General features: G+C 73.1%; 1 protein-coding gene. It reads left to right on the top strand.

Features of this window, described 5'->3' with window-relative positions; translation table 11 throughout:
- Positions 1 to 207 precede the first annotated feature (207 nt).
- A complete protein-coding gene (locus P3T35_RS23115; RefSeq protein WP_101378597.1) occupies positions 208 to 14052 on the top strand; it encodes a type I polyketide synthase in 13845 nt (4614 codons plus the stop codon).
- Positions 14053 to 14069 lie beyond the last annotated feature (17 nt).

Raw genomic sequence — 14069 nt, forward strand, 5'->3', positions numbered from 1 at the left:
TGCCGACACCGGTGCCTGACCGCTGCTCTGGAGCCGAGTCCATGAGAGCGATCTCTAGGGATTCGCTCGTCCTGACCGTGGAGCATGTGAGGGCTACGGCCGCCGACAAGGCTGCCGTGCCGCCGCCGTGCGCTGAACGCCTCCCCGGCTGATCCCGCCGCGACGCCGAAGTACCGGTCCCGTCTCGTCCTGACAGTGGAGCATCCGATGGCTACGCCAGCCGACAAGGTCGTTGAAGCGCTGCGCACGTCCCTGCGGGAGAACGAGCGCCTCAGGCAGGAGAACCGGCTGCTGGCGGACGCCGGGCGGGAGCCGATCGCCGTCGTGGGCATGGCCTGCCGGTTCCCGGGCGGCGTGCGGACACCCGAGGACCTCTGGCAGCTGGTCAGCGACGAGATGGACGCGATCTCGGGCTTCCCGACCGATCGCGGCTGGGACTTGGAGGCGCTCTACGACCCGGACCCGGCCAAGCCCGGCACCTGCTACACCGATCAGGGCGGGTTCCTGTACGAAGCCGCCGAGTTCGACCCGGCGTTCTTCGACATGTCGCCGCGCGAGGCGATCGCCACCGACCCGCAGCAGCGCCTGCTGCTGGAGACCTCCTGGGAGGTGTTCGAACGCGCCGGCATCGACCCGGTCGCTCTGCGCGGCGGCCAAGTGGGCGTGTTCGTCGGCACCAACGGCCAGGACTACGCCGCACGCCTGCACCGGGCCCCCGAGGACTTCGAGGGCTACCTCGGCACCGGCAGCGCGGCCAGCGTGGTCTCCGGCCGGATCTCGTACGCCCTCGGTCTGGAGGGCCCGGCAGTGACGGTCGACACCGCCTGCTCGTCCTCACTTGTGGCGCTGCACCTGGCCGCGCAGGCCCTTCGCCAGGGCGAGTGCACGCTCGCCCTGGCCGGCGCGGTCTCGGTGATGGCCAGCCCGGCGGCCTTCGTCGAATTCAGCCGGCAGCGGGTGCTGGCGTCGGACGGCCGGTGCCGGGCCTTCTCGGCCGACGCGGACGGCACCGCTTGGGCCGAGGGCGTCGGCATGCTGCTGGTCGAGAAGCTGTCCGACGCGCGCCGAAACGGTCACCCGGTGCTCGCGGTGCTGCGCGGCAGCGCGGTCAACCAAGATGGCGCGAGCAACGGCCTGACCGCGCCGAACGGCCCCTCCCAGCAGCGGGTGATCCGTGCGGCGCTCGCCAACGCCCAGCTGACGGCCGACCAGGTCGACGCGATCGAGGCGCACGGCACCGGCACCAACCTCGGCGATCCGATCGAGGCGCAGGCGCTGCTCGCCACCTACGGCCGAGGACGCTCGGCGGACCGGCCGGCGTGGCTCGGCACGATCAAATCGAACCTCGGCCACACCCAGGCGGCGGCGGGCGTCGCGGGCGTGATCAAGATGGTGCAGGCGATCCGGAACGGTGTGCTGCCCAAGACGCTGCACATCAGCGAGCCCTCCCCGCACGTGGACTGGGCGGCGGGCGAGGTGCGCCTGCTGACCGAGTCCGTCGCCTGGCCCGAGACCGGCCGGCCGCGGCGCGCCGGCGTCTCCTCCTTCGGGGTGAGCGGCACCAATGCGCACGTGGTCCTTGAGGAAGCGCCTGCCGACGAGCCGCTCACCACGCAGGACCCGCCCGAGGCGCTGCCGGCGGTGCCCCTGGTGCTCTCCGCCCGGAGCGCGGCGGCGCTGCGCAGCCAGGCTGAGCGGCTGCGCGACCACCTGACGGCGCGTCCGGAGGTCGCGCCGGTGGACATCGCCTTCTCGCTGGCGACCGGACGCTCGGCGTTCGAGCACCGTGCCGCCGTCACTACCGACGACCGAGAAGGGGTCCTGCGCAGCCTGGAGGCGCTGGCGGCCGGACAGCCGGCGGCGCACCTGGTGTACGGCGCGGCACGCGGCGAGGGTGGCCTCGCTTTCCTGTTCACCGGTCAGGGGGCCCAGCGTCCCGGGATGGGGCGGGAGTTGTATGAGGCGTTTCCGGTGTTCGCGGCGGCGTTCGACGCGGTGTGCGCGCGGTTGGACGCCGAGCTCGAACGGCCGTTGCGGGAGGTGGTGTTCGGCGGAGATGGGGCGATCCACGAGACCGCCTGGACTCAACCCGCCCTGTTTGCCCTTGAGGTGGCGCTGTTCCGGCTGTTCGAATCGTGGGGTGTGACGCCGGATGCGCTGATCGGCCACTCGGTCGGTGAGATCGCCGCTGCGTACGTGGCCGGGGTGTTCTCGCTGGACGATGTCTGTCGGCTGGTGGTGGCGCGCGGTCGGCTGATGCAGCAACTGCCCGCCGGAGGTGCGATGGTGGCCGTGCAGGCCACCGAGGACGAGGTGCTGGCCCGGCTGGTTGGCCGCACCGATGTGAGCATCGCCGCCGTCAACGGCCCGCGCTCGACCGTGATCTCGGGTGCCGAGGCCGCTGTTGTGGAACTGGAGGGGGAGTTCGAGGCCGCTGGTGGCAAGGTCCGTCGCCTGACGGTCAGTCACGCGTTCCACTCCCCGCTGATGGACCCGATGCTGGCCGAGTTCCGTTCGGTCGTCGAGGCGCTCACCCTCGCGGCCCCGACGCTCCCGCTGGTCTCCAACCTCACCGGCCGCCTCGCGACCGCCGAGGAGCTGTGCGACCCGGCCTACTGGGTGCGCCACGTCCGCGAGGCCGTGCGCTTCCACGACGGCGTGCGGACCCTGCACGCCGAGGGCGTCACCCACTACCTCGAACTCGGTCCCGACGGCGTGCTCACCGCGCTCGCCCAGGACTGCCTCGCCCCGGACGATGCCCCCGTGCTGCTCACTGCAGCACTGCGCCGCGGCCGCCCGGAGCCGACGAGCCTGTTCGCGGCCGTCGCCGAGTTGCACGTCCACGGCACGGCCGTCGACTGGGCCCGGTTCTTCGCGGGTCGCGGCGCCCGGCGCGTCGACCTGCCCACCTACGCGTTCCAGCGGCACCGCTACTGGCTCGACGCCAACGCCCCGGCTGCCACAGCCGTCACCGACACCGGCGCCGAGGACCGGCGCTTCTGGGAGGCGGTGGAACGCGCCGACCTGGCCGGCCTCAGCGAGGCGCTGCACGTCGACGCGCAGGTCCCGCTGAGCGAACTGCTACCGGCCCTCGCCGGCTACCGCCACCGGCAGCGGGAGCAGTCCACCGTCGACGGCTGGCGTTACCGGGTCCGCTGGCAGCCCCTTCCTGATCCCGCGGCAGCCCCGCTCACCGGCCGCTGGCTGGTGCTGATCCCGCGCACCGGGGCCGCGGACCCGCGGGTGTCCGCCGTGCTCGGCGCGCTGCGCGAGCATGGCGCCGAGCCGATCGAACTGGCAATCGACGCCGATGAGTTGACCCGTGAGGCGCTGGCGGCACGGCTGCGGGACCACAGCGCGGACAGTGCGCCGTACGCCGGCCTGATCTCGCTGCTCGCCCTGATGGACGGCGCACACCCGGACCACCCCGGGCTGCCGCGCGCCCTCACCGCGACGCTCTGCCTGGTCCAGGCGCTGGCAGACACGGTGGTCGAGGCGCCACTGTGGGCGCTGACCCGGGGCGCGGTCGCCGTCGGGCGCTCGGACGGCCCGGCCGCCCCGGCGCAGGCACAGGTATGGGGCCTGGGCCGGGTGGCGGCCCTGGAGTTCCCGCGGCTGTGGGGAGGGCTGGTCGATCTCCCCGAGGAGCCGGACCGGCGGGCACTCACCCGCCTGATCGCCGTGCTCGCCGAAGGCGGCGAGGACCAGGTCGCGGTGCGCGGCTCCGGCGTCTTCGCCCGCCGGCTGGCCCGCGCCGTGCCCGCTTCCGCGTCGGCCGAGCCCTGGCTTCCGCGCGGCACCGTCCTGGTTACCGGCGGCACCGGCGCGCTCGGCGCCCAGGTGGCCCGCCACCTCGCCGCCGCTGGGGCCGCGCACCTGGTGCTGACCGGCCGGCGCGGGGCGGCGGCTCCCGGCGCCGCCGAGCTGTGCGCGGAACTGCGCGCGCTGGGCGCAGAGGTGACGGTCGCCGCGTGCGACGTCGCCGACCGCGACGCACTCGCCCGGCTGCTGGCCGAGACCCCCGCGCTCGCCGAACTGACCGCCGTGGTGCACGCCGCGGGCGTCGGGCAGCTGACCGCCTTCGGCGAGCTGACCCCCGCCGAGGTCGCCGAGGTGCTCGCCGCGAAGGCGGTGGGCGCCGACAACCTGGACGAGCTGCTCGGGGATCGCCCGCTCGACGCCTTCGTGCTGTTCTCGTCCATTGCCGGCATCTGGGGGAGCGGCGGCCAGGCCGGCTACGCCGCCGCCAACGCCCACCTGGACGCACTCGCCGCCGCGCGCCGCCGCCGCGGCTTGGCCGCCCTCGCGGTCGCCTGGGGTCCGTGGGCCGGTGAAGGCATGGCCGCCCGGGACGGCGCGGAGATCGAACTCGCCCGCCGCGGCCTGCCCGCGATGCCGCCCGCACCGGCGCTGCGCGCGCTGCAGGGCGCGCTGGACACCACCGAGTCACAGCTGATCGTCGCCGACGTGGACTGGGCCGTCTTCGCGCCGGCCTTCGCCGTCGGCCGCCCCAGCCCGCTGCTCGCCGACCTGCCCGAAGCCGCCCGGGCGCTGGCCGCGCAGCAGCCCGCCGCAGACGTGGACGGGGCCGGTGCCCAGCTGCGCGGGCGGCTCGCCGCGCTGCCGGTCGCCGAGGCGGAGCGTGAGCTTCTCGACCTGGTCCGCTCCCGGGCGGCTGCCGTCCTCGGCCACCCGTCCCCGGACGCGCTGGAACCCGGCCGGGCCTTCCGCGAGCTGGGCTTCGACTCGCTGACGGCCGTGGAACTGCGCAACGCGCTCACCGCCGAGACCGGCCTCGCGCTGCCCGCGACCCTGGTCTTCGACTTCCCGACACCGGTCGCGCTGGCCGGTCGGCTGCGCGCCGAGCTGCTCGGCTCGGTGGCGCCGGAGGCTGCTGCCGCTGCCGCCGTCGGCCGGCGGGACGCGGACGACCCGGTGGTGATCGTCGCGATGAGTTGTCGCCTGCCGGGCGGGGTACGCACGCCGGACGAGCTGTGGCGACTGGTCGTGGACGGCGTCGACGCGATCGGCGAATTCCCGGCCGACCGCGGCTGGGGCCTGGACGGGCCGGCCGGCGGCGGGCCCGCCCCCGAGGGTGGATTCCTCTACGGCGCCGGGGAGTTCGACGCGGACTTCTTCGGGATCTCGCCGCGCGAGGCGCTGGCGATGGACCCGCAGCAGCGGCTGCTGCTGGAGACCTGCTGGGAGGCCTTCGAGCGGGCCGGGATCAAGCCGGCCACCCTGCGGCGGAGCCGGGCCGGTGTCTTCGTCGGAGCCTCCTACCAGGGCTACGGCGGTGGGGACCCCGAGGAACTCCAGGCGCTGGAAGGGCAGTTGCTCACCGGTAGCGCCACCTCGGTGTTGTCCGGGCGGCTGGCCTACACCTTCGGGCTGGAGGGCCCGGCGGTGACGGTGGACACGGCCTGCTCCTCCTCGCTGGTCGCGCTGCACCTGGCCGCTCAAGCGCTGCGCCAGGGGGAGTGCGACCTCGCGCTGGTCGGCGGGGTCACCGTGCTGGCCGGCCCGGCCGCGTTCGTGGAGTTCGGGCGGCAGGGCGGGCTGGCGGCGGACGGGCGGTGCAAGTCCTTCGCGGCGGCGGCCGACGGGACCGGCTGGTCCGAGGGCGTCGGCGTGCTGCTGGTCGAGAAGTTGTCGGACGCGCAGCGCAACGGCCATCCGGTGCTGGCGGTGCTGCGTGGCAGTGCGGTGAACCAGGACGGTGCGAGCAACGGGCTGACCGCGCCGAACGGGCCGTCCCAGGAGCGGGTGATTCGCGCGGCGCTGGCCAACGCCGGGCTGACGGCTGACCAGGTGGACGCAGTGGAGGCGCACGGCACGGGCACGCGGCTGGGCGACCCGATCGAGGCTCAGGCGCTGTTGGCCACCTATGGGCAGCGTGCTGCCGAACGGCCCATGTGGCTCGGGTCGTTGAAGTCGAATCTGGGGCACACCCAGGCGGCGGCCGGTGTCGCGGGTGTGATGAAGATGGTGCTTGCGATGCGGCACGGGGTGCTGCCGCGCACGCTGCACGTGGACGAGCCGTCGCCCGAGGTGGACTGGTCGGCGGGTTCCGTCGAGCTTCTGACCGACGCCGTGCCGTGGCCTGAAACCGGTGAGCCGCGCCGGGCGGCTGTCTCGTCCTTCGGCCTGAGCGGGACGAACGCCCATGTGGTCTTGGAGCAGCCGGAGTTCGCCGAATCCGAGCAGTCAGCGGAGGATGGCGGGCCGGCGCCGCTGGTGCTGTCGGCGCGCAGTGCGGCGGCGGTGCGGCGGCAGGCGGAACGGCTGGTGGCGGCGCTGGATGCCGACACCTCGCCGGTGGATGCCGGGTTCTCGCTGGCGGCGGGGCGGGCGGTGTTCGAGCACCGGGCGGTGGCGCTGGACGCCGGTGCGCTGGCGGCGCTGGCGCGCGGCGAGGAGGATCCGGGGTTGGTGCGCGGGGTGGCGTCGGCCGGTCGGACGGCGTTCCTGTTCACCGGGCAGGGTGCACAGCGTCCGGGTATGGGCCGGGAGTTGTACGAGGCGTTCCCGGAGTTCGCGGCGGCGTTCGACGCGGTGTGCGCGCGGCTGGACCAGGAGCTCGAACGGCCTCTGAAGGACGTGGTGTTCGGTGATGGCGCGCTGATCCACGAGACCGGGTACACCCAGCCGGCGTTGTTCGCGCTGGAGGTGGCGCTGTTCCGGCTGCTGGAGTCGTTCGGGGTCGTGCCGGATGTGCTGCTCGGCCACTCGGTGGGGGAGATCGCGGCGGCGTATGTGGCCGGGGTGTTCTCACTGGCGGACGCATGCGCCCTGGTGGCTGCGCGCGGCCGGTTGATGCAGCAACTGCCTGCCGGTGGTGCGATGGTGGCCGTCCAGGCGACTGAGGCGGAGGTGCTGGCCCGGCTCGCCGGTCACGTCGGCGTGAGCATCGCCGCCGTCAACGGCCCGCGTTCGGTGGTGATTTCCGGTGACGAGGCCACTGTCCTGGGGCTGGCCCGGCAGTTCGAGGCGGAGGGGCGCAAGACCCGTCGCCTGACGGTCAGCCACGCGTTCCACTCCCCCCTGATGGCCCCGATGCTCGATGCCTTCCGTGCGGTGGTCGAGAGCCTGTCGTTCACGGCGCCGGTGCTTCCGGTGGTATCCAACCTCACCGGCCGGCTCGCGACCGCCGAGGAGTTGTGCGATCCCGAGTACTGGGTGCGCCATGTGCGCGAAGCGGTGCGCTTCCACGATGGTGTCCAGGCGCTTCGAGAGGCCGGGGCGACCCGCTTCCTTGAGGTCGGGCCGGACGGGGTGCTCACCACGCTGGCCCAGGACACCCTCACGAGCGAGGCCGGTGTGTTCAGCGCGGCCCTGCGCAAGGACCGTCCTGAGATGCGGACGCTGCTCACGGCGCTCGCCGCGTTGCACGTCGACGGCGCGTCGGTGGACTGGGAGGCCTGGTACGCCGGTCGCGGCGCGCGGCGGATCGAGCTGCCGACGTACCCGTTCGAGCACGGGCACTACTGGCTGCGGCCGGCTGCGGTCACGGTCGGTGGCGCGGACGCGGTCGACGCCCGGTTCTGGGAGGCGGTGGAGCGCGGAGATTCCGAGGAACTGGCCGGCACGCTCGAACTGGCCGACGAGCACGCGCTCGATGACATCCTGCCCGCGCTGGTCTCGTACCGCGAGCGCGGCCGGGCCCGGTCGGTGGTCGACGGCTGGCAGTACCGGGTGTCATGGCAGCCGCTGGACCCGGCTGAGACGCCGATGATCGGCGGCCGGTGGGTCGTGGCGGTGCCGGAGTCGTTGTCGGACGGCCTGTCGGGGCTGCTCGCCGAGCTGGACCGCCAGGGTGCCACTGCGGTGACGGGTGGGCCGGACGCGGTGCGGGCGGCCCTGGACGGCGCGGCGGGCGTGTTGTCGCTGCTGGCGTTGGACGAGCGGCCGCACCCCGACCACCCCGAGCTGACTCGGGGTTTCGCGGCGACGCTCGCCCTGGCGGGCGCGGGTCTCGGTGTGCCGGTGTGGTGTGTGACGCGTGGTGCGGTGTCGGTGGGGCGGTCGGATCGGTTGGTGGCGCCTGGGCAGGCGTTGGTGTGGGGTCTGGGTCGGGTGGTGGCGTTGGAGTCGCCGGGCTCCTGGGGTGGTCTGGTGGATCTGCCGGCGGTGGTGGATGAGCGGGCCGTCCTGCGCCTGCTGTCCGTGCTTGCCTCCGATGGTGAGGACCAGGTGGCGGTGCGTGGTTCGGGTGTGTTCGGGCGTCGGCTGACACGGGTGCCGGGCGTTGGTGGGGGTGGTTGGCGGCCGCGTGGCGCGGTGCTGGTGACGGGTGGGACGGGTGCGCTGGGTGCGGAGGTGGCGCGCTGGTTGGCCGTGAACGGCGCCGAGCGGGTGGTGCTGACGAGCCGTCGCGGGCCGGCCGCCGGCGGCGCTGAGGAGTTGTGCGCAGAGCTTGCCGCGCTCGGGGTCGAGGCGGTGGTCGAGGCCTGCGACATGGCGGATCGTGCCGCGGTTGCCGGGCTGTTGGAGCGTCACCCTGTGTCGGCGGTGGTGCATGCCGCCGGTGTGCTCGATGACGGCGTGCTGGACGGGATGAGCGTCGAGCGGGTGGCGGGTGTGCTGGCACCCAAGGTTCTGGGCGCTTGGCACCTGCACGAGTTGACCACCGGGCTGGAACTGGACGCCTTCGTGCTCTTCTCCTCGTTGGCCGGCGTGATCGGTGGCGCTGGTCAGGGGGCGTATGCGGCGGCGAACGCGTATCTGGATGCGTTGGCGGAGCATCGGCGTGGTCTGGGTCTGGTGGCGACGTCGGTTGCGTGGGGTCCGTGGGCTGGGGCCGGTATGGCGGTCGACGGTGTGGTGGTGGAGCGGTTGCGGCGTGGCGGTGTGGCCGCGCTGGCACCGGAGTTGGCGGTTCAGGCCCTGGCTCGGGTGGTGGCTGGTGGCCTGGCGTCGGTGATGGTGGCGGACATCGAGTGGGAGCGGTTCGCTCCTGCGCTGACCGCCGCCCGGCCCTCGCCGCTGATCGGCGAACTCGTCCCACGTACGGTCGCGGCCGTTGGGACCGCGGAACTGTCCTTGGTGCAGCGGCTCGGCGCCATGGCCGGCGCGGAGCGCTCCCGCTTCCTGCTCTCGCTGGTGCGGACCCAGGTCGCCGCGGTGCTCGGCCACGCGTCCGCCGAGGCCGTCGACAGCGAACGCGCCTTCCGCGAGCTGGGCTTCGACTCGCTGACCGCGGTGGAACTGCGCAACCGCCTGGACCTGGCGACCGGGCTGCGGCTGCCGTCCACGCTGGTCTTCGATTACCCGACGGCGGCCGTGCTGGCCGACTACCTGGAGGGCGAGTTGGCCGGGACGATCGCTGCTGTCGGCGTGGAATCCGCGCCAGTCGGCAGTGTTGGGGCCGAACCGGTGGTCATCGTCGGGCTCGGCTGCCGCTTCCCGGGTGGGGTGGACTCACCCGAGGAGTTGTGGGAGCTGCTCTCGGCCGGTGCGGACGCGATGGGGGCGTTCCCGGTCGATCGCGGGTGGGATCTCGCCGGACTGGCTGGGGACTTCGCCCGGGTGGGCGGGTTCCTGAACGACGTCTCGGGATTCGATGCCGGGTTCTTCGCAGTGTCGCCGCGTGAAGCGTTGGCGATGGACCCGCAGCAGCGGTTGCTGCTGGAGGTGGCCTGGGAGGCGGTGGAGCGGGCGGGAGTCGACCCGCTGTCGTTGCGTGGTTCGCGGACGGGCGTGTTCGCAGGAACCAACGGCCAGGACTACCCGATGCTCCTGCTGGGCACGGACGAGGTCGCGGGACATGTGGGGACGGGTAACGCGGCGAGTGTGGTGTCGGGCCGGATCGCCTACGCCCTGGGGCTTGAGGGCCCGGCGGTGACGGTGGACACGGCATGCTCGTCGTCTCTGGTGGCACTGCACCTCGCGGCGCAGTCGCTGCGGGCTGGCGAGTGCGATCTGGCGCTGGCCGGTGGTGTGACGGTGATGTCGACGCCCGGCGCGTTCGCGGAGTTCGCGCATCAGGGCGGGTTGGCGGGGGACGGCCGGTGCAAGCCGTTCGCCGCCGCTGCCGACGGGACCGGGTGGTCCGAGGGCGTCGGGGTGCTGCTGCTGGAGCGGCTCTCGGATGCGCAGCGCAACGGCCACCCAGTGCTCGCGATCGTGCGTGGGACGGCGGTGAACCAGGACGGCGCGAGCAACGGGCTGACCGCGCCGAACGGTCCCTCGCAGCAGCGGGTGATCCGGGCGGCCCTGGCGAGTGCCGGGTTGACGGCCGACCAGGTGGATGTGGTGGAGGCGCACGGGACTGGGACCGCGTTGGGCGACCCGATCGAGGCGCAGGCGGTCTTGGCGACCTACGGGCAGGGCCGATCGACAGAGCGGCCGGTACTGCTCGGCTCGGTGAAGTCCAACCTGGGCCACACGCAGGCGGCTGCGGGCGTGGCGGGGGTGGTGAAGATGGTGCTGGCGATGCGGCACGGGGTGTTGCCGCAGAGCCTGCACATCGACGAGCCGAGCCCGCATGTGGACTGGTCGGCGGGTGCGGTCTCGCTGCTCACCAGCGCTGTGGAGTGGCCGGAGACCGGTGAGCCGCGCCGGGCCGGGGTGTCGTCGTTCGGTCTGAGCGGCACCAACGCGCACGTGGTCCTCGAAGCGGCGCCGCCGGCCACCGAGGTGGCGCAGCGCCAGACCGAGCTGGTTGGTGCGCTGCCGTGGATGCTGTCGGCGAAGACCGGCTCGGCTCTGCGAGCCCAGGCCGAGCGTCTGCATGCTCACTTGGTGGCCCATCCGGAACTGGGGCCGGCCGAGGTCGCCCACACCCTCGCCACCGCGCGCGCAGCACTCCGGCGGTGTGCGGTGGTCGTGGCGGCGGACCGTCAGGAGCTCCTGGACGGCCTGGCCGCGATCGCGGCGGGCCGCGGCGACGCACGTGTTCGGGTTCGGCAGGGAGAGGTGGAGCAGGACGGGCTGACGGCGTTCCTGTTCACCGGTCAGGGCGCTCAGCGTCCGGGCATGGGGAAGGAGTTGTATGAGGCGTTCCCGGTGTTCGCGGCGGCGTTCGACGCAGTGTGCGCGCGGCTGGACGGCGAGTTGGAACGGCCGCTTCGCGAGGTGGTGTTCGGTGCCGAGGAACTGATCCACCAGACCGAGTACACCCAGCCCGCGCTGTTCGCGCTGGAGGTGGCGCTGTTCCGGCTTCTGGAGTCGTGGGGTGTGCTGCCGGATGTGCTGATCGGCCACTCGGTGGGCGAGATCGCGGCCGCCCACGTGGCCGGCGTCTTCTCACTGGAGGATGCGTGCCGGTTGGTGGCTGCTCGCGGTCGGCTGATGCAGGCGCTTCCTGCGGGCGGAGCGATGGTGGCCGTGGAGGCGACCGAGTACGAGGTGCTGGCGCAGCTCGGCGATCGGATGGACGTGAGCGTCGCCGCCGTCAACGGTCCGCGTTCGGTGGTGCTGTCCGGCGACGAAAGCGGCGTACTGGCGTTGGCGGTCCACTGGGAGGGGTTGGGTCGAAAGACTAGGCGTTTGCGGGTCTCGCATGCGTTTCACTCTCCTGCCATGGACGCGATGCTGGCGGAGTTCGCCGAGGTGGTGCGCGGGTTGGAACCCGCCGTGCCGAGCCTTGCGCTGGTCTCCAACCTGACCGGCCGCCAGGCGACGGCTGATCAGGTGTGCGACCCCATGTACTGGGTGCGGCACGTCCGCGAGGCCGTGCGCTTCCAGGCCGGCATGCAGGCCCTCCAGGAGTCCGGGGTCACCCGGTTCGTCGAGCTGGGTCCGGACGGCGTGCTGACCGCCCTGGCCCAGGACGGCCTGACCACCGCACCGCGCGTGGCCACCGCCGTACTGCGCAAGGACCGCGCCGAGGCGAGCACTTTGCTGACCGCGCTGGCCGAGCTCCACGTCGACGGCGCCACCGTCGACTGGGCGCGCCTGCTGCCCGCCGCTCGTCGGGTGGACCTGCCGACCTACCCGTTCCAGCACGAGCACTACTGGCCCGAGGCCGCAGCCGTCCCGGCTGCCGGCACCGACCCGGCGGCTGGACGGCTCTGGTCGGCCGTCGAGTCCGGTGATGTGGCCGCGCTCGCGGGTGAGTTGAGTGTCGACGCCGACGCCCCGCTGAGTGCGCTGCTGCCCGCGCTGGCCTCCTACCGCCAGAAGCAGCGCGAGCTCTCCGCCACGGCTGACTGGCAGTACGGCGTTGCTTGGAAGCCGCTGGCCGAGGCCGACGAGGCAACCGAGACCCCGGCCGGCAGCTGGGTAGTGGTGATGCCGGAGGCGCCGAACGCGGTCGCCGCTGAGCTGGTCGCCGGTCTTCGGCGGCACGGAGCCGCCGTGGAGCTCGCGGCAGATCTCGCTGCCGTGCGTGCGTCGGTGGACGATGCGACTACCGGTGTGCTGTCGCTGCTGGCGTTGGACGAGCGTCCGCACCCTGAACACTCGGAACTGACCACTGGTTTCGCGTCCACACTTGCGCTGGCCGGTGCGGGTCTCGGTGTTCCGTTGTGGTGTGTGACGCGTGGTGCGGTGTTGATCGGCCGGTCGGACCGGGGCGTTTCGCCTGCGCAGGCCCTGGTGTGGGGCCTGGGTCGGACGGCGGCGCTGGAGTCGCCGGAGTCGTGGGGCGGTCTGGTCGACCTTCCGGAGGTGGTGGACGATCGTGCCGTTGCGCGTCTTCTGGCGGTGCTGGCCTCCGGTGTCGAGGACCAGGTGGCAATGCGTGCTTCGGGCGTCTTCGGTCGCCGGCTCACTCGTGCTCAGGCCGGCCCGGGTTCCGAGTGGCGTCCGCGTGGCACGGTGCTGGTTACTGGTGGCACCGGTGCGCTGGGCGCCGAGGTGGCGCGCTGGCTGGCGGGTTCGGGCGCCGAGCGGCTCGTCCTGACCAGTCGCCGGGGTGTAACCGCGCCTGGTGCGGCGGAGTTGGCCGCCGAGCTGTCCGGGTTCGGTGTCGAGGTGGCCGTCGAGTCCTGCGACCTGGCCGATCGTGCCGCGGTTGCCGCGTTGTTGGAGCGTCATCCGGTGTCGGCGGTGGTGCACGCGGCCGGGGTGAACCACTCGGTGCCGCTCGCGCAGACCGATCTCGTGCAGGCCGCGGCGGTGGTTTCGGGCAAGGCCCTGGGGGCCGTGCACCTGGACGAGCTGCTGGCGGAGCGGGAGTTGGACGCGTTCGTGGTCTTCTCCTCCATTGCCGGCGTCTGGGGTAGTGGTGGCCAGGCCGTCTACAGTGCGGCCAATGCCTTCCTGGACGCGCTCGTCGAGTCCCGGCGCGCCCGAGGGCTGGCGGGCACGGCCATCGCCTGGGGGCCCTGGGCCGGCGGCGGCATGGCGGATGGCGACGGCGCCGCGGAGTACCTGGCCCGGCGTGGCCTGCGGCTGCTGGCGCCGAAGCCGGCGGTTGCCGCGCTCCAGCGTGCGGTGGCGGCCGGCGCGGAGACACTCACTGTCGCTGACGTGGACTGGGTGCGCTTCGCGCCCGCGTTCACCGCGAGCCGCCCGAGTCAACTGTTCGCGGACATCACCGAGTTCAATGAGGCCGTGGCACCTGCGACAGCAACCGACGCCGCTGCTGGTGCCGGGCTGACGGAGCGCCTGGCCGTGCTGGCCGGGACGGAACGCGAGCAGCTGCTGCTCGACCTGGTGTGCGGCCAGGTCGCCGCCGTCCTCGGTCACGCGGACTCGGCGGCGGTGGAGACCGGACTCGCCTTCCGCGATATGGGATTCAACTCGCTCACGGCCGTCGAACTGCGCAACCGCCTCCACCAGGAGACCGGACTGCGGCTGCCGTCCAGCTTGGTCTTCGACTACCCCAACCCCGTGGCACTCGCCGCGCACCTCGGGGCGGAGCTCGCCCCGGGCACGGCGGCCGGCGGCTCGGTGCTCGACGAGCTGGACCGGCTGGAGGCCGCGCTGCTGGGCTCCGATCCGGACGAGGAGAACCGGGCGACGGCCGTTGCCCGACTCAACGCCCTACTGACCCGGCTTGCCAGCCTTATTGAGAAGCAAGCTGACGACACGTCAGTGATTCAGCATCTCGAAGACGCCTCGGATGACGAGCTCTTCGCCTTCATCAACAACGAGCTCGGGTAACCGTAGCCCGGGCAAGC

Origin of the sequence: Kitasatospora sp. GP30 (assembly GCF_029892145.1) — a bacterium.
Taxonomy (GTDB): Bacteria; Actinomycetota; Actinomycetes; order Streptomycetales; family Streptomycetaceae; genus Kitasatospora; species Kitasatospora acidiphila.

Excerpts from the sequence above, each read along its gene's own strand:
- P3T35_RS23115 (WP_101378597.1), top strand. The coding sequence starts at position 208 with ATGGCTACGCCAGCCGACAAGGTCGTTGAAGCGCTGCGCACGTCCCTG.